General features: G+C 65.2%; 11 protein-coding genes. 5 read left to right on the forward strand and 6 right to left on the reverse strand.

Annotated elements, in window-relative coordinates; all coding sequences use genetic code 11:
* The first annotated feature begins 6 nt into the window (after positions 1–6).
* From VHO04_RS15790 to VHO04_RS15800, 3 genes are read left to right on the forward strand one after another with little or no spacing between them, the layout of a single operon-like run.
* Positions 7–1,416: an aldehyde dehydrogenase family protein gene (locus VHO04_RS15790; RefSeq protein ID WP_329629193.1), complete on the forward strand. Its 1,410-nt coding sequence runs from the start codon at positions 7–9 to the stop codon at positions 1,414–1,416.
* Entirely contained in the window at positions 1,413–3,005 is a 1,593-nt protein-coding gene (locus VHO04_RS15795; RefSeq protein WP_329629194.1) for an AMP-binding protein, read from the forward strand. The genes VHO04_RS15790 and VHO04_RS15795 overlap by 4 nt, the downstream gene beginning before the upstream one ends.
* Complete coding sequence (locus VHO04_RS15800; protein ID WP_329629195.1) at positions 3,002–4,651, forward strand: AMP-binding protein; 1,650 nt, start codon at positions 3,002–3,004, stop codon at positions 4,649–4,651. The genes VHO04_RS15795 and VHO04_RS15800 overlap by 4 nt, the downstream gene beginning before the upstream one ends.
* A 6-nt stretch (positions 4,652–4,657) precedes the next feature.
* Here VHO04_RS15800 and VHO04_RS15805 read toward each other — a convergent pair whose 3' ends face one another.
* Positions 4,658–7,057, reverse strand: coding sequence for a membrane-bound PQQ-dependent dehydrogenase, glucose/quinate/shikimate family (locus VHO04_RS15805; RefSeq protein WP_329629196.1), 2,400 nt, complete (start codon positions 7,055–7,057; stop codon positions 4,658–4,660).
* A gap of 42 nt (positions 7,058–7,099) precedes the next feature.
* Positions 7,100–7,705, reverse strand: a complete 606-nt coding sequence (locus VHO04_RS15810) for a cytochrome b (protein ID WP_329629197.1) — start codon at positions 7,703–7,705, stop codon at positions 7,100–7,102.
* 284 nt (positions 7,706–7,989) lie between these two features.
* Between VHO04_RS15810 and VHO04_RS15815 the strand changes: the two genes are divergently transcribed.
* Entirely contained in the window at positions 7,990–10,593 is a 2,604-nt protein-coding gene (locus tag VHO04_RS15815; protein WP_329629198.1) for a TonB-dependent receptor, read from the forward strand.
* A 109-nt stretch (positions 10,594–10,702) separates the two neighbouring features.
* Here VHO04_RS15815 and VHO04_RS15820 read toward each other — a convergent pair whose 3' ends face one another.
* Positions 10,703–13,741 carry a TonB-dependent receptor gene (locus VHO04_RS15820; RefSeq protein ID WP_329629199.1) on the reverse strand — a complete coding sequence of 1,013 codons (3,039 nt, stop codon included), beginning with the start codon at positions 13,739–13,741 and terminating at the stop codon, positions 10,703–10,705.
* Positions 13,742–14,175: 434 nt separating this feature from the next.
* Here VHO04_RS15820 and folE point away from each other — a divergent pair, with 434 nt between their 5' ends.
* Positions 14,176–14,772, forward strand: coding sequence for a GTP cyclohydrolase I FolE (folE, locus tag VHO04_RS15825; protein WP_257544217.1), 597 nt, complete (start codon positions 14,176–14,178; stop codon positions 14,770–14,772).
* 12 nt (positions 14,773–14,784) lie between these two features.
* Here the strand turns inward: folE and VHO04_RS15830 are convergent, their stop codons facing one another.
* The 3 genes from VHO04_RS15830 to VHO04_RS15840 are packed head-to-tail and all read right to left on the reverse strand — an operon-like array spanning position 14,785 to position 17,170.
* Complete coding sequence (locus VHO04_RS15830) at positions 14,785–15,441, reverse strand: Fe2+-dependent dioxygenase (RefSeq protein ID WP_329629200.1); 657 nt, start codon at positions 15,439–15,441, stop codon at positions 14,785–14,787.
* Positions 15,442–15,449: 8 nt separating this feature from the next.
* Positions 15,450–16,481, reverse strand: coding sequence for a hypothetical protein (locus VHO04_RS15835; protein WP_329629201.1), 1,032 nt, complete (start codon positions 16,479–16,481; stop codon positions 15,450–15,452).
* 47 nt (positions 16,482–16,528) lie between these two features.
* The gene (locus tag VHO04_RS15840; RefSeq protein ID WP_329629202.1) at positions 16,529–17,170 is read right to left on the reverse strand and encodes a hypothetical protein; all 642 of its coding nucleotides are present in this window, start codon (positions 17,168–17,170) and stop codon (positions 16,529–16,531) included.
* Between the last annotated feature and the right edge of the window lie 282 nt (positions 17,171–17,452).

Below are 17,452 nucleotides of genomic sequence, written 5' to 3' on the forward strand. Positions count from 1 at the left end.
AGAGGCATGTCTGACTATAAGATGCTGATCGGCGGCCGGCTGGTCGACGGCGATCACCAGATGGACGTCATCAACCCCGCGACCGAGGAGGTGTTCGCGACCGTCGCGCGCGCCTCCGAGCGGCAGGCCGACGAGGCGATCGAGGCGGCGGCCACGGCCTTTCCCGCCTGGGCCGAGGTGCCGATGGCCGAGCGGCAGGCGAAGGTCGCCGAACTGGCCGATGCGATCGCCGCCAACGCCGACAAGTTCGCCCGGGCGCTGACGCAGGAACAGGGCAAGCCGCTCGCGGAGGCGCAGGGGGAGCTCGCCTGGACCGACGGCTATCTGCGCCATTATGCGACGCTCGAAATCGCCGAACGGACGATCCGGGACGATGCGAGCGGGCTGATCCAGGTCCGCCGCAAGCCGCTGGGCGTCGTCGCGGGGATCATCGCCTGGAACTTCCCGCTGCTCGTCGCCTGCTGGAAGATCGGACCGGCGGTGATTGCGGGCAATACGATCGTGCTCAAGCCCGCGCCGACCACCCCGGTCACCGCGCTGATGCTGGGCGAATTGTGCCAGACAATCTTCCCGCCGGGGGTGGTCAACATCATCGTCGATGCCAATGATCTCGGCGGATACCTGACCGCCGATCCGCGCATCGCCAAGGTCGGCTTCACCGGATCGACCGCGACGGGCAAGAAGATCATGGCGAGCGCCGCCGACGGGCTCAAGCGGCTGACCCTCGAACTCGGCGGCAACGATCCGGGGATCGTGCTGGGCGACGTCGACGTCCGCGCCACCGCGCAGGGCATCTTCAACGCCGCCTTCCTCAATTGCGGGCAGGTCTGCCTCGCGATCAAGCGCGCCTATGTCCACGACAGCATCTATGATGCGATGTGCGACGAACTGGCGCGGCTGGCCGAGGCGGCGGTGGTCGACGACGGGCTGGCGCAGGGCGCGCAGATCGGCCCGATCCAGAACAAGGCGCAATATGAAAAGGTGAAGGCGTTCCTCGACCGCGCCCGCGCCGACGGCACCATTGTCGCGGGCGGCGAGGTGATGGACCGCGCCGGTTATTTCCTGCGCCCGACGATCGTCCGCGATGTCACCGACGGTGACCAGATCGTCGACGAGGAACAGTTCGGTCCGATCCTGCCGGTGATCCGCTTTTCGGACGTCGACGACGTTGTCGCGCGCGCCAATGCATCCCCCTATGGCCTCGGCGCGTCGGTGTGGTCGCGCGACGTCGATCGCGCGCTGGCGGTCGCGGAGCGGATCGAAAGCGGATCGGTGTGGGTGAACCAGCATGTCGCCATCGGCCCGCATATCCCGATGGCGGGGGTCAAATCCTCCGGCCTCGGGGTCGAACAGGCGGAGGAGGGGCTTGCCGAATATACGCAATTGTCGGTGATCAACGTGGCGCGCGGCGGATGAGCGAGGCGTTCGACTGGAATCCGCCGCCGCGCTATAATTTCGCGCGCGACGCGATCGACCGGCTGGCGAGTGAAAGACCCGGCGATCGCGCGATGCTGTGGACCGACGGCGCGGGCACCGTCGTCGATCGCAGCTTCGCCGAACTGTCCGACCATGCGGCGCGCGCCGCGGCGGTGCTCAGCGCCGCGGGCGTCGGGCGCGGCGACACGGTGCTGATCCTGATGTCGCGCGAGATCGAATGGTGGGAGCTGATGCTCGCCTGTTTGCGGCTCGGCGCGATCGCTTCGCCCGGCACCGTCCAGCTCACGCCCAAGGACATCGCCTATCGCTGCGAAGCCGCCGAAGCGCGCTGCATCGTCTCCGGGGTCGATGTCGCGCCGCGCGTCGACGAAACCCCCGTCGATGCCGCGATTCCGCTGATCCACATCGGCGGCGCTCGCGCCGGATGGATCGATTACAGCGCGGCCAAGGCGGCCGCCGAACCGCTGGCCGAGATCGCCGACACGGCGTTCGACGATCCGACGCTCTGCTATTTCACCAGCGGCACCACCGGCCAGCCCAAGATGACGATCCACGGCGCGGGCTATCCGCTGGCGCACGAGATCACCGGCCGCTTCTGGCTCGACCTTGGCCCGGGTGACCTCCACTGGAACATGTCCGACACCGGCTGGGCGAAGGCGGCGTGGAGCAGCCTGTTCGCGCCGTGGCTGATGGGCGCGGCGATCTTCGTCCACCATGCGCCGGGCTTCGACCCCGTCGCCGCGATGGATCTGCTCGAAACGCATCCGGTGACGACATTGTGCGCGCCGCCGACCGCCTATCGCATGTTCGTGCGCGCCGATCTGGACGGGCGGTCCTTCCCGCATCTCCGCCACTGCGTCAGCGCCGGCGAGCCGCTGAATCCCGAGGTCATCGACCTGTGGAAGAAGGCGACCGGGCTCGATATCCATGACGGCTACGGCCAGACCGAAACCGTGCTGCTTTGCTGCAACCGCGCCGGCGCGGCGCGGCAGGGGGCGATGGGGCGCCCGACGCCGGGGATCGATCTGGCGGTGATCGGCCACGACGGCGACATCCTGCCGCCGGGCGAGGAAGGCGACATCGCGCTGCGTGTCGGCGAATGCCGCCCGCCGGGCCTGTTCCTCGGCTATCGCGGCGACGCGGATCGCACCGCGAGCGTGTTCAGGGACGGCTGGTATCTGACCGGCGACCGCGCGACGGTCGATGCCGACGGTTATTTCTGGTTCGTCGGCCGCGCCGACGACGTCATCCTCTCTTCGGGCTATCGCATCGGGCCGTTCGAGGTCGAGAGCGTGCTGTTCGAGCATGAGGCGGTCGCCGAAAGCGCCGTCGTCGCCAGCCCCGACCCGACGCGCGGCGAGGTGGTGAAGGCCTTCGTCGTCCTCGCGGCGGGCCACCGCCCGTCCGACGCGCTCGTCACGGCGTTGCAGGATCATGTGAAGCGGACGACGGCGCCCTATAAATATCCGCGCCGCATCGAATTCGTGAACAGCCTGCCCAAGACGGTCAGCGGCAAGATTCGGCGCAAGGAATTGCGCGATGCAGAGTTCGGGAAAGCGGACGCATGACCGACAGCTTCGTTCGCGGCGAGAACACTCCGCCGCTCATCGATAGGACGATCGGAGATTGTTTCGACCGGGCCGTGCTTCGCGATCCCGAGGGCGAGGCGCTGGTCGTTCGGCACCAGGGCGTGCGCTGGACGTGGCGCGAACTCAAGGCACGGGTCGATGCGGTCGCGGCGGGGCTGCTCGAACGCGGGCTGAAGCCGGGCGACCGCGTCGGCATATGGGCGCCTAATTGCGCCGAATGGGCGATCGTCCAGTTCGCGACCGCGAAGGCGGGGCTGATCCTCGTCAACATCAACCCCGCCTATCGCGTCGCCGAACTCGACTATGCGCTGAACAAGGTCGGCTGCGCCGCGTTGATCTTCGCGCCGTCGCACAAGAGCAGCGATTATGTGGAGATGCTCGGCGAACTCGCGCCCGAACTGGCGACGGCGGCGCCGGGTCAACTGAGCGCCGCGCGCCTTCCCGACCTGCGGCTCGTCGTGGTGCTCGGCGACGCGCCTCACGCCGGTTGCCTGCCGTTCGCGGCGCTCGCCAGCGACGCCACCGGTGCGCTCGCCGATATTGCGATCGATCCCGACGGGCCGGTCAACATCCAGTTCACCAGCGGCACCACCGGTTTCCCGAAGGGCGCGACGCTATCGCACCGCAATATCCTCAACAACGGGGCCTTCGTCGGCGCGCGGATCGGGCTGTCCGCCGGCGACCGGCTGTGCATCCCGGTGCCGCTCTATCATTGTTTCGGGATGGTGATGGGCAACCTCGCCTGCGTCGTCCACGGCGCGACGATCGTCTATCCGGTCGAGGCCTTCGATCCGCAGGCGGTGCTCGAAACCGTCGAGGCCGAGCGCTGCACCGCGCTCTACGGCGTGCCGACGATGTTCATCGCGGCGCTGAACCATCCCGATTTCGACCGGTTCGACCTGTCGTCGCTGCGCACCGGGATCATGGCGGGGTCGCCGTGCCCGATGGCGGTGATGCGCGAGGTGATCGACCGGATGCATATGGAAGAGGTCACCATCGCCTATGGCATGACCGAAACCAGCCCGGTCAGCTTCCAGAGCGATCCGGGCGATCCGCTCGACCTTCGCGTATCGACGGTCGGGCGCGTCCAGCCACATCTGGAGGTCAAGCTGATCGACCTCGGCGGCAACATCGTCGCGCGCGGCGAGACCGGCGAGCTTTGCACGCGCGGCTATTCGGTGATGCTCGGCTATTGGGACGACGCCGAGCGAACCGCCGAAGCAATCGACGCCGAGGGCTGGATGCACACCGGCGACCTCGCGACCATCGACGAGGCGGGCTATTGCCGGATCGTCGGGCGCATCAAGGACATGGTGATCCGCGGCGGTGAAAATATCTATCCGCGCGAGGTCGAGGAATATCTTCTCACTCATCCCGATATTCTCGACGTTCAGGGTGTCGGCATTCCCGACCGGAAATATGGCGAAGAATTGTGCGTCTGGATCCTGTTGCGCGAAGGCGCGGCAATGAACGAGGATGCCGTGCGCGCCTATTGCCGGGGCCGGATCGCGCATTTCAAGATTCCGCGCCATATCCTTTTCGTCGATGGTTTTCCGATGACGGTGACCGGAAAGGTGCAGAAATTCGCGATGCGCGAGCGCACGCTGGAACTGCTGAAGGGATAAGGCGCGTCACGGCAGCGCGTAGGCGACGACCTCGTCGCCGATCGGCGTCTCCATGAAATGATGGCCGCCGGCATAGAGGACGACATATTGTTTGCCGTTCGCCTCATAGGTCATCGGCGTCGCCTGTCCGCCTGCGGGCAGCACATCGGACCAGACCGTCTTGCCGGTGCGAAGGTCGATCGCGCGGATCAGATTGTCGGTCGCCGCGGCGATGAAGATCAGCCCGCCCGCCGTGACTACCGACCCGCCGTTGTTCGGCGTCCCGATGGTGATCGGCAGCATCGAAGGGATGCCGAACGGCCCGTTGGTCCGCGCGGTGCCGAGCGGGCGGTCCCAGATCGTCTTGCCCGTCGCGATGTCGATCGCGCGGATGCCGCCATAGGGCGGTTGTTTGCACAGCATCCCCGTGAAGGGCAGGCGCCATCCCGCGTTGACGTCGATCGCATAGGGGGTGTGCGCCTGCGGGTCGCCCGCGCCCTCGGCACCGCCGATGTTGCCGCGCGCCTGATCGCGCGGCGCCCAGCCTTTCTTGTTCGCTTCGGCGCGGGGGACGAGGCGGACATAATTGGGCATGTCGTTGTAATTGGCGACGATCACGCCGCGTACCGGATCGACCGCGACGCCGCCCCAGTCGGTGCCGCCGTTATAGCCCGGATATTCGATCGAGCGACCGTCGCTGGTCGGCGGGGTGAAGAAGCCCTTGTAGCTTGCCTTGCGGAACTGGATGCGGCAGATCATCTGGTCGATCGGCGACATGCCCCACATGTCGCGCTCGGTGAGGGCGGGCTTGCGCAGCGTGTGCCACAGCGACACGATCTGCGTCGGCGACCGCTCGGCGGGCTCGACCCCGCCGCCCGGCGCCTTGATCGTGCCGACCGGGGTCAGCGGCTGGCCGGTGCGGCGGTCGAGGATATAGATATCGCCCTGCTTCGACGGCAGCACCAGCGCGGGGGTTGCTCCGTCCGCGCCCGGATAGTCGATCAGCGTCGCCTGCGCGCCGAAGTCGTAATCCCAGACGTCCTTCTTCACCGCCTGAAAGCGCCAGCGCGGCTTGCCCGTCGTCACATCGAGCGCGACGAGCGAGGTCGCATAGTCGTTCTCGGCCGGGCGGCGGAGGCTCGAATAATAGTCGGCTGCGGCATTGCCCATTGGCAGGTAGACGAGGCCGATCTGCTCGTCGCCCGAGGCGATCGTCCACATGTTCGGCGTGCCGCGCGCCCATGTCTGTCCGGGCGGGGGATAGCCGGTCCAGTCGGGGTGCATCATGTCCCAGGCCCATTTGAGCTTGCCGGTGACGGCATCGAAGCCGCGGATCACCCCCGACGGCGCCCAGCGGTCCTGCCCGTCGAGCACCTGATGCCCGGTGACGACGACCCCGCGCACGATCGTCGGCGGCGAGTTGATCGAGACATAGCCCGGCGGGGTGCTGCCCATGCCGATCTTGGTATCGACCTGTCCATTGGCGCCGAAATCCTGGCACGGGCGCCCGGTCGCGGCGTCGAGCGCGAAGAGGCGCGCGTCGAGCGTGCCGAAGATGATGCGCCGCGCGCACGCCTGATCGGCGGCCGCACCGGGCACGGCATAATAGCTCACCCCGCGGCAGGCGGCAGTATAGGGGATGGCGTCGTCCGAAATCCTGGGATCGAACCGCCAGCGCTGCTTTCCGGTGACGGGATCGAGCGACAGGACGATATTCTTCGGCGTGCAGACATAGAGGCTGTCGCCGACCTTCAGCGGCGTGTTTTCGGCGCCATAGGTGCCGCGCACCTGCTTCGACGACGGCAGGTCGCCGGTGTGGATCATCCAGGCGCGTTTGAGCTTGCCGACGTTTGCCGGCGTGATCTGGGCCAGCGGCGAATAGCGCCGGGCGCTATAGCTGCCGCCATAGGCCGGCCAGTCGGCGCCGCTCTGCATCAGCGCGGGATCGGCCATGGCCCAGCGCGGACCGGGGAGGGACCGTTCGGGGCCGGCATGGTTGAGCCAGCCGAGCATTGCGCCGCCCGCCGCGAACAGCAGGACGACGACTGCGCTGCTCGCCAGCGCCAGCCGCCAGCGGCGCGGCCGCCCCGAAAGCGACGCCATCGCGAAGATGACCAGCACCAGCAGCACGACCGGCGCGACGACGCGCGGGACGAGCGCCCAGCCATTGCCCCCGACTTCCCACAAGGCCCAGATCAAGGTGAAGAAGACGATAGCGGCATAGAGCCAGCCGCCAAGCCGCCGCCCGCGCATGAGCAGCAGGCCCGATACAATCATTGCCACGCCGGTCACCAGATAATAGGCCGACCCGCCGAGCGCCGCGAGCCAGAGGCCGCCGATGAGTAGGACAAGCCCGATCGCCGCGACAATCAGGCCCGCGACCAGCGCTGTAAGCGGGGCGGGGAAATACTGACGGAACCGATTCATCGCATGGCCTTCCGTATCGAGTAAGGAAAGGGTCGAAGAAAATCAGGGAGAGGGGTGTGGATCTTCACCGGGGGCGCGGAAAGGCGGCATCCGCCCGGCGGCGCGCTGGCGTTCGATCTGATGCTTGAGTGCCGCCGCGACGTGCAGCACGAGCAGCGCCAGCGTCACGAACACAAGCAATTCGTGGATGCCGCCAATCGCTTCCCCGGCATCGTCCGACACGCCGGGGATCAGCGGCAAGGGAATGCCGCCGAGCAGAGCGGTGCTGGTCTTGCCCTCGGCGCTCGCGCCTCCCGACACAGCCATCAGCCCGGTCAGCGGAAGCAGAATGAGCAGGACATAGAAAGCCCGATGCGTCCAGACGCTCGCGATGCGTTCCCAGCGCGGCAATTCGGTCGGGAAGGGCGGCGGGGGGTGAACAAGGCGCCAGCCGAGCCGCATGAGCGCGAGGACCAGGATCGTCGCGCCGATCGTCTTGTGGACGGTGAAAAGATCGCCGCGCGCGGGGCCGCGTTCCATACCGGCAAAGGTGAAACCGACGATGACCTGCGCGACCACGATCAGCGCCGTCAGCCAGTGCAACAGCACCGCGCCATTGTTGTAGCGCAACAGCCGCTCCTGCGGCGTGGCTTCGGGGACGGTCGCCATGCCCTATCAACGCGCCGAACGCATTTGGGATGCATGGCCTTCTGCGGCGGGTCTGTCATGCGTTGCCGCCGCCGCGCCGCCGAACCCGCGCGCCGATGGATCCGGCGCGCCTCGCCGTAGCGTAAACTGTTGCTTTTAAGTCACGAATGCCCGCAAAATGGGCCTGTTCCAGCCCTGCGCGTTGACGCGGCGCGGCGGAGCCTTACAGCCACGGTCACCGCCGGAGCATCTCCCCCTCCACAGGCCCCGACGGGCCGCGCTCCGGTGGTCTGGAGAGAGACACCATGACTTTGCGCAACATTTTGTTGGGCGCCACCATGCTGTGCGCCGCCACCCCCGCTTTCGCCTATGCCCAGGAGGGCCCCGCCCCCGCTGACGATACGGCTGCGACCGCGACGTCGGACGTTACCGACTATGGCAACGACATCATCGTCACCGCGTCGAAGCGCTCGCAGACGTTGCAGGACACGCCGATCGCGGTTTCGGTGACCTCGGCCGCCGACATTCAGAACGCGCAGATCCGCGACCTCATCGATCTGCAATCGGCGGTGCCGAGCCTCCGCGTCTCGCAGCTTCAGTCGAGTGCGAACACCAACTTCATCATCCGCGGCTTCGGCAACGGCGCCAACAACCCCGGTATTGAGCCGTCGGTCGGCGTGTTCATCGACGGCGTCTATCGCTCGCGCTCGGCCGCCCAGATCGGCGACCTGCCCAATGTCGAGCGCATCGAAGTGCTGCGCGGTCCGCAGTCGACGCTGTTCGGCAAGAATGCCTCGGCGGGCGTCATCAGCATCGTCACGCAAAAGCCGCAATATACGTTCGGCGGCTCGGTCGAGGCGAGCTACGGCAATTATGACGCCATCGTCCTCAAGGGCGACATCACCGGCCCGATCAGCGACACCATCGCTTTCTCGCTCGGCGCCAATTTCAACCGCCGCGACGGCTATGCCCGCGACCTGAACCTCGACACCGACGTCAACGACCGCAACCGCTGGGGCGTGCGCGGCCAGTTGCTGTTCGAGCCGACCGACGCGCTGTCGATCCGCCTGATCGGCGACTATGACAAGATCGACGAGAATTGCTGCATCGCCGGCAATGTCATCGCCGGCCCGACCGTGCCGATCACCGACTTCCTGGCGGGCGGCACCAGCGTCGATGCGGAAAATCCCTTCTCCTACCGCGTTTACAACAATTTCCTGTCGTCGAACGTGATCAAGAATTACGGTGGCTCGGGCCAGATCGACTATGATCTCGGCAATATGGCGCTGACCTCGATCACCGCCTATCGTCAGGTTCGCGCCGACACCAATCAGGATTCGGACTTCACCAGCGCCGACCTGATCGGCCGCAAGTCCGACGATACCGCGATCAACACCTTCACCCAGGAGCTGCGCCTTGCGTCGGATTTCGACGGCCCGATCAACTTCCTGGTCGGCGGCTATTATTTCAACGAGAAGATCAAGCAGCACAGCCAGATCGCTTTCGGCGACGATTTCCGCGCCTATGGCAATGCCCTGATCCAGGCGGCTAGCGGCGGTGCACTCAGCGTTCCGGTGCTCGAAGCGGCGCTGGGCGCGCCGAGCGGGTCCTTTTTCCGCGCCGGCGACGGCATGGACGAATATTACCGGATGAAGAACACCGCCTGGTCGATCTTCGGCACGCTCGATTTCGAGATCAGCGACCGCCTGACACTGACGCTCGGCGGCAACTATACGAAGGACAAGAAGCGTTTCTCGACCGACGTGACGAGCACCGATGTCTTTTCGGGCATCGACCTCGACGCACCGGCCTATGCGCCGTTCCGCAACCAGCTGATACTCGGCGGCGCGCTGCAACAGGCGGGCGTCAATCCGAACGATCCGGCCGCGGTGCTTGCATTTGCGACCAACCCGGCAACCGCGGCGACCTTCGCGCAGTTCCAGGCCATTGCGAACGCCAACCAGAACAACCCGGCAGCGAACCCGCTCAATCCGCTGAAGGCGTTCCAGTTCCTGCCGCCCTTCCTCGACGTTCCGAACGAGGTCGAACCCGGCAGGACCAACGACGGCGACTTCAGCTACAGCGCGCGCCTTGCCTATAAGGTGACCGATACGCTCAACGTCTATGCGACCTATGCGACCGGCTTCAAGGCGAGTTCGGTCAACCTGTCGCGCGACAGCCGTCCGCTGGCCGCCGACCTGCCCGCGATTATCGCGGCCGGGCGCGGGTTGCCGAATCTGGTTGCAGGTACGCGTTTCGCGGCGCCGGAAGAGTCGACCGTCTATGAAGCGGGCCTCAAGGCGCAGTGGTCGGTCGCGTCGCTGAACCTCGCGGTGTTCAAGCAGTCGATCAAGGGCTTCCAGTCGAACGTCTTCACCGGCACCGGCTTCGCGCTCGCCAACGCGGGCAAGCAGTCGACCTGGGGTCTCGAATTCGACGGGTCGGTGCGGCCGGTGCAGGGGCTGAACCTGAACCTTGCGGTGACCTGGCTCGATCCGAAATACGACAGCTTCGTCGCGTCGGCCTTCGGCGACCTGTCGGGCCTGAAGCCCGCGGGCATCCCCGACCTGTCGGTTTCGATGGGCGGCACCTACACCCACGAATTCGCGGGTGGGACCAAGGCGATCATGCACGTCGACTATCAGTATGAAAGCCCGACCCAGATCGTCGACGGCCTGCTCGGCCTTCCGGCGACGGTGGCGCAGAATCTGAAGCGCGAGGTGAACCAGCTCAACGCCTCGTTCACCGTGGCGCTGACCAACGGGTTCGAACTCGGCGTGTGGGGCCGCAACCTCACCAACGCGCAATATCTGACGACGGTGTTCAACGCCGTCGCTCAGTCTGGCAGCGTGTCGGGCTATCCCAGCCAGCCGCGCACCTATGGCGTGACCGGCCGCTTCAAATTCTGATGCGGAGGCGGGGCGGTTCGCCGTCCCGCCCGGTCCCAGCGGACAAGAAAAAGCCCCGGCCTCTCGATGGAGAGACCGGGGCCTTTTTTTGGCGCTGCCGCCGGTGGTGTTAGAACTTCATCCCGGCCGCGATGCCATAGCGGCGCGGTTCGAGCGTGAAGATGTTGGTGTAGTTACCCGACGACTGGTCGGTGATGTACTCGCCGGTGACGCTGCTCGAATTGAACAGGTTCTGGATGAACCCTTTGACGAACCATTTGTCGTCGGCGCCATTGAGCTGCAGCTGGGCGTTGACCTGAGCATAGCCCTTGATCCGGTTGACGTTGCCGTTGAAGATGCTGCCATAGCTGTCGCCGGTATAGGCAAGGTCGAAGCGCGGGACGAGGGTCATGTCACCCAGATGCGCCGTATACTGGACGCCAGCGCTGAACTTGTAGTTCGGTGCTTGCGGCAGCTTGTTGCCCTTGAGGTTGACGGGAATGCCGGCCGAATAATATTCGATGCCGCCAAACGCCGCCGGATCGAGGCCGCCGGCCTTGAAGGCGCCGGCCGCAGCCGCTTCGAGGACGCCACAAATCCCGTAGGCGCCGGTCGAAGCGATGCCGCCATCCGCCGGAAAGGCCGTCGTCCCTTGCAGGCCCGCGCCGGCTTTCAGACCAGGGACGAGACCTGCGTTGATGACGGTGTTCACCGTGTTCACGAAGGTGTTGACGCCAGCGGTGCTGCCGGATGCCGAAGCAACCGCGCAGTTCGCGCCGTTGGTGATGTCCTTGATGATCACCGCGTCCGACCGTCCGCCGCCGAAATCGCGCGGATTGCTGGTGAACTTGTCGCTCGACACCTTGGTGTGCAAATAGCTGAAGCCAAGGTTGATCACCCAGTCGGGGTCGGGCCGGACCATGCCTTCGACCTCGAAGCCGTAGATGTCGGCATCGACATTGTCGTTGACCGCGGTGCGGGCGACGATCTTGCTGAGCTGCAAATCCTTGTACTTATAATAGAAGCCGGTGAGGTTCAGCTGCAGCTTGCCGTTGGCAAAGGTGTTCTTCGAGCCGATTTCAAAGGCGTCGACCTGCTCGGGCGCGAAGGATTCCGGCACCGTAAAGACCGGCGACAGCGGCGGGTTGATGCCGCCCGACTTATAGCCGCGCGAATAGGACGCATAGAGCAGATTGTCTTCGGTGAGCTTGAAATCGACCACGGCGCGGCCCGTCCACTTGCCGAATTTCACCGACCGGACCTGGAAAGCCTCGCATCCCGGAACCGAGCCGACCGCCCCGAGCGGCGACACTTCGGCGCAGGTGGGGGTATCGTCCCCCGCGATGACCGGATTGGTGGCCGGGTCGGCGTCATAGCCCGCGCCGAACGGCGAATCGAAGGCCGATCCGGTCTGGCCGAAGGGCACGAGGAAGCTTGCGAGCGACGTCCGTGCCGCCACTGTCTTGCGGTCATTATTATATCGGATGCCAAGGGTCAGTTTCAGGCGGTCGCTTGCCTCGAAATAGGCTTCGCCGAACAGGCCATAGGATTTGATCTTCAGATCGTCGGTATTGTTGCGATAGAAGGGCGTGCCGAGGAACGACGGCGGCAGGCCGGCACCATAGGATTTGAATGCGCCCAGCAGGCCCGCCAGATAATCGATCGAGAAAGCGTTCACATAATAGCTGTTCTCGGTCAGATGATAATTGGCGTAGATGCCGCCGACCAGGAAGTTGAACGGTCCGTCGAAGTCGCTCGTCAGGATCGCTTCGGTCGACCAGCTGCTGTTATACTGGTTCGACCGGTCGAACTGGAGGGATTCGTTGGAGCAGATGCTGTTGCCGCCGAAGCTCCCCAGTCCGGTGTCGTCCGACAGCGATGTGCAAAGCGGGCCGTCGGGACCATTGGGGATGAGCGCGGCCGCAACGGGTGCCAGATAGGTGGAAATGCCCGGAATCAGACCGTCAAGACTCCCGTCGGCGCCGAGTTGCAGATAGCCGAGAGCGCTCGCATAGAGCGACCGATCGCCGACATTGCTGTTATAGTCCTGCTGGGCTTCCAGCTTGACCTTCTGATACTGGCCCGAGACCTGCAGCGAGACGGGACCGAAATTATGTTCGATCTGGCCCTGCAGGATCAATTCGCTGGTGAAATAGCTCGGCGTATAGGCCGTATTCACCGTGCGTGAATCGCTGGGAACCGTCGTATTGGCGTAGATGTCCTCGCCATAGAGACTGCCCAGCGCGAAAATCGCCGGAATGCCCTGTGTGGCCAGGAATTCTTTCGACGTCAGCGCCGCGGTGAAGGTCGCATTGCCGTTGAACGGCGAATTGTCGAGCCGCGAATTCAGACAGCCGAGGATGCCGGTCGGGTCGCGCTGGCAAAGCTGCTTCTGGATGCGGGTGCGCTGGTCCCGTTCGTGGAAATAGGAGCCCATCAGGTCGATCGTCGTGTCCGGCGTCGGCTCCCAGCGAAACGATCCGCGGACCGAATAAAGGTCGCGATCGTCGATGCGGGTGTTGAGGAAGGTGTTCTTCGTATAGCCGTCGCGGTTCAGATAGATGCCCGCGATGCGGAAGGCCGCGGTGTCGCCAAGGGGGATGTTGACCATCGCCTTGCCCTTGAGCGAATCATAATTGCCATATTCGCCTTCGACCGCGGCTTCGAACGCGCCGAGTTTCGGCTTCGCGGTGATGACGTTGACCACGCCCGAGGTCGCGTTGCGGCCGAACAGCGTGCCCTGCGGGCCGCGCAGCACTTCGACGCGTTCAAGGTCGAAGAATTCGGTTTCGAACAGGCGGGTCGAAAACAGCGGATCGCCGTTCAGATGGATCGCGGTCGCGCTGTCGCAGGTCGTGCCGACGCAAAGGTCGCCGATGCCGCGGATGGTGAAGCTGGCGCCGGTGAAGTTGGTCTTGGTGAAGGTGACGTTCGGCAGGGTCAGCTGCAGGTCGGACGGCGTCTTGATCTGCTGCGCTTCGAGCGCTTCGCTCGAGAAGGCGCTGACCGCGATCGGCACGTCCTGCAGACGTTCGGATTGGCGCTGCGCGGTGACGACGATCTCGCCGCCGAAGGCGTCGGTGGTGGAGCCGCCGCTATCCTGCGCATAGGCTGGTGTCGCCACCGCCATCGCCAGAATCGACGAACCCATCAGTCCCTTGAACTTCATTTACATCCTCCCTTTTTCGAACCCGCGTCGCGGGCCGCCCAACTCATATTGTGCTTAAAGGGGAGGGATGGTGACCCGACGTGGCAAAGGGTGCCGGACCGGATCGGTCTGGTGCCTCGGCATATCCCGCTTGCCAGCTGTGCTGGTCATCGTCCTCTCCCACCGGCGTTGGGGACTACGCCGGGCTCTCCGGATTACGGTTCGCTTGAGCGAACTCTGTAATGACCATGAAGGTGCGCCGAGTTGACGAAAGCGTCAAGCCACTTGTTCGCCGCGAAAATGCGCGGAAATTCAAGCGAGTCCCAAAGCTGGAAAAGCACAGATTCCGCAACGTAAACTTGGCCCGGCGCAGGAATTTCTTGGTCTCGCGGGGTTGCGCATCGCCCATTTCATGGCGAAATGTGCGGCATCGATGCAACAGTAAGGACGGGGTGATGACAAAAGTGGAACTGGGCCCGGACGGCAAACCGGTCGTGCCCGGTCATGTGCTCGACGCGGTCCGGACGCTGATCGAATGGGCGGGTGATGATCCCGCGCGCGAGGGGTTGATCGACACGCCGCGGCGAGTGGCGCGCGCGTGGCTCGAATATTGCCAGGGCTATGAGGACGATCCCGCGGTCCACCTGTCGCGCACCTTCGAGGAGGTTGGCGGCTATGACGAGATCGTGCTGTTGCGCGATATTCCGTTCCAGTCACATTGCGAACATCATATGGCGCCGATCACCGGCAAGGCGTCGATCGCCTATCTGCCCCGCGACCGCGTCGTCGGCATCTCGAAGCTCGCGCGCGTGCTTAACGGTTTCGCGCGGCGGCTGCAGGTGCAGGAGCGGCTGACCGCAGAGGTCGCCAAATGCATCTGGGACAATCTGCACCCGCAGGGCGTCGCGGTGGTGATCGACGCGCAGCACGGCTGCATGACCGGCCGCGGCGTCCGTACGCCGGGCGTCGGCATGGTGACGAGCCGCCTGCTCGGCTGCTTCCTCGACGACGAACGCAGCCGCAAGGAAGTGCTGAGCCTGATGGGCTATTGAGCGCGCGCGGTCCTAGCGCCGCCACATCCGCAGCAGTTGATACTGCACCGCTTGCAGCCGGGTATAATTTTCGGGCGCCATCGTGTTGCCCTCCAGCGCCGCGACCTCGTTCAATTCGTAGATCAGGTTCCGCCGCTCGACGTCGGGGATCAGGCTCTGGATGAAGGTGATCGCGACGAGCCGTTCGCCGCGCGTCACCGGCTCGACCTCGTGCAGCGTGTGCGAGGGATAGACGATCGCCACCCCGGGCGCTTCCTTGAAGCGAAGGTCCGCATTGCCGAGGCGGACATGCAGCGCGCCGCCGTCATAGTCCGCCGGGTCGTTGATGAAGACGGTGCAGCTGACGTCGGTGCGCAATTGGCCGTCGGACAGCGGAATATAGGCGGCATCGGGGTGCAGCCCGTAATGCATACCGGGCGTGTAGCGTGTCAGCAGCGGCGGCGCGATTCGCGCCGGAAAGGCGAATTCCATGAACTCGGGATTCTGCACCATCGCGTCGAGGAGGATCTTCGACGAGCGCTCATAAGCGCCGGCGTCGTGAAGCTGCAGGTTGTTCTTGATCGTCGAATGCGGATTGCTGATCCGCCCGTCGACGAACTTGCCCCCCGCCGCGATCTCGCGCAGCGCGTGGATGCCTTGGTCGTCGAGAAGCGGAACGAGCTTGAACATGGGTCTTCCTAGCGGATCGGCAGGTCGGCGAGATGTGTATAGCGCCCGGCGAGCGCTTCAACCCATTCGATGGCTTCGGCGATCGCCGCGCCATGCTTCGCCGCCGCCTCGGCCTGCAGTTCGCGGCGCAGATCGGGGCTGTAGCCATGTTCGGGCGCTTTGGAATATTGGCGCATGATCGGGCCGTTCACCGCCGCCTCGATGGCCGCCGCATCCGCCGCGAGACCGAAATGCGCGCATTGCGCGGCGAGCGCGGCGGCAGGGTCGGTGAGCATCGCCTCGAAATCGACCCATTTGTGACGCGCGTTGGTGGCAGGCAGGGTGCGCTGCGCGCTTTCCATCTCGCAAAGCCAGCTCATCGCGATGCGGGTGACGGGCGGCAATTGCCATAAGGCGTGTGGAAAGCCGGGGAGCCGCGCCGCGAGACGCGCCATGCGCGCGGGCGCCTGGGCCAGCGTCTCGGCCAGCGAGGCTTCGCCCGCCAGGATTGTTTCCAGATAACGGGGCAGCGACGTATGGAGAAACAGCGCGCGCGCGTCGGTGCCGGTCAGCTCGTCGGCGATTGCGGTGATCACGCTCGATGCTTTCACCATCGCGCGCTGTCCGGGCACGAAGCCGCGCCCGAGCCAGCCGCGCACCTGTGCCAGCCGCCGGCGATAGAGATCGGGCGACCATAAGGATTCGGGCCTGTCGATCCGCTCCGCGACCTGCGCCAGCGTCCGCAGCAGCATCGGCTCGCGCAGGGGCAGGACGCCGCTCGCTTCGGCGAGAAGCCGCGAGGCGAGGGTCGAGCCGACATGCCCGATGTGGAAGATGAAATCGGGAGGCGCCGCCGCCGCCCCGAGATCGGGAAGCGCGTCCCACGCCGCCCATTCGCGGCCGATCCGCTCGGTCAGCAGCCGCTGGTCGAGAAAGCTTGCCGCGCGATAATCCTCCTCGCTAAGCAGCGCGACGAGGATGCGGTCGTTCGCCAGATCGGCCATGTGCGGCAGCAGGCTCGCATCGGCGGCGAAACGACGCTGGAGGGGGGTGTCGGCCATCGCCGGTGCCATAGGAAAGGCGAGGGGGCTTGGCCAGCCTCGGCGCGTCACCAGCCTTCGGGATAGTCGAGCACGACGGGCATTGCGTCGTCGTCGGTGATCGTGATCGCGGGCGGAATCGAGGCGTTGGACGGATAGCGACCATTTTCATATCGCAGCCGGGTCCGGGTTCCTGGCTCGCCATAGCCGCGTGAAAAAACGCTGATGTCGGGATAGCGAGGGCTTCCCGTTACGAGCTGCTTGACCGGCAGCATTGCGACAGAGGTGTTTCCGACGATATGAAAATTATCTCCGGCCTGTTCGATGACATAAAGCCCGCACCCGCCCGAGCCGCAGAAGCCGCCTCCGAAAGGGTAAAGCAGGATCAGATCGGTCCCGTCGAGCCTTGCGGTCAGAAACTGCACTTCATTGGGGCCGAATGTTGGCGATCGCCGAAGATTGGCGGGGTTCTTGATGATGTCCCGCTGGACGAAGCGTTGGAATTCGGGGCCGGCGAACGACACCAGGCTGCTCGCGTCGAGATTCTGCTGGCCCGGCGGCGGCTTGCGCACCGGCTTAGGGACGACGCTCCCGCCGGACGGCGACCGTTGGTCGTCGCTTACCCCGCATGTGGTGAGCGCGAGCAAGATCGCCGCCGGCACGGCGCGCTTGAAGGGCGTTATCGATGCTCGCTTCATCTGCATCTGCACAGGATGTGCGACTGATGCCGTCAGTCAAGAGGACGATTGCGCGATATCTGCATCGATGTCGGCTTTGGGCGCGTTCCCTAACCATCGGCCCCCGCGAAAGCAGGAGCGACGTCATGGTTCGCCGGCAACCCACCACCCCCAAAATCGGGTAGGGGGATTCCTCACGGAACCCCCCTCCCACACCACCGGGCATACGTTCTACGTACCACGGCGGTTTCCGGTAATGTTCAACGCGGCGTGATGATGAGCGAGGCTGACAAGTCCTTGCCGGTTGAACCATGC

Origin of the sequence: Sphingopyxis sp., from assembly GCF_036261875.1 — a bacterium.
In the GTDB taxonomy this organism is placed as follows: domain Bacteria; phylum Pseudomonadota; class Alphaproteobacteria; order Sphingomonadales; family Sphingomonadaceae; genus Sphingopyxis.

What these genes read in the sequence shown, in the direction of transcription:
- VHO04_RS15810 (WP_329629197.1), bottom strand. Translation starts at nt 7,705, where the DNA reads ATGGCGACCGTCCCCGAAGCCACGCCGCAGGAGCGGCTGTTGCGCTAC.
- VHO04_RS15815 (WP_329629198.1), top strand. Translation starts at nt 7,990, where the DNA reads ATGACTTTGCGCAACATTTTGTTGGGCGCCACCATGCTGTGCGCCGCC.
- VHO04_RS15835 (WP_329629201.1), bottom strand. Translation starts at nt 16,481, where the DNA reads ATGGCCGACACCCCCCTCCAGCGTCGTTTCGCCGCCGATGCGAGCCTG.
- VHO04_RS15790 (WP_329629193.1), top strand. Translation starts at nt 7, where the DNA reads ATGTCTGACTATAAGATGCTGATCGGCGGCCGGCTGGTCGACGGCGAT.
- VHO04_RS15800 (WP_329629195.1), top strand. Translation starts at nt 3,002, where the DNA reads ATGACCGACAGCTTCGTTCGCGGCGAGAACACTCCGCCGCTCATCGAT.
- folE (WP_257544217.1), top strand. Translation starts at nt 14,176, where the DNA reads ATGACAAAAGTGGAACTGGGCCCGGACGGCAAACCGGTCGTGCCCGGT.
- VHO04_RS15830 (WP_329629200.1), bottom strand. Translation starts at nt 15,441, where the DNA reads ATGTTCAAGCTCGTTCCGCTTCTCGACGACCAAGGCATCCACGCGCTG.
- VHO04_RS15820 (WP_329629199.1), bottom strand. Translation starts at nt 13,741, where the DNA reads ATGAAGTTCAAGGGACTGATGGGTTCGTCGATTCTGGCGATGGCGGTG.
- VHO04_RS15805 (WP_329629196.1), bottom strand. Translation starts at nt 7,057, where the DNA reads ATGAATCGGTTCCGTCAGTATTTCCCCGCCCCGCTTACAGCGCTGGTC.
- VHO04_RS15795 (WP_329629194.1), top strand. Translation starts at nt 1,413, where the DNA reads ATGAGCGAGGCGTTCGACTGGAATCCGCCGCCGCGCTATAATTTCGCG.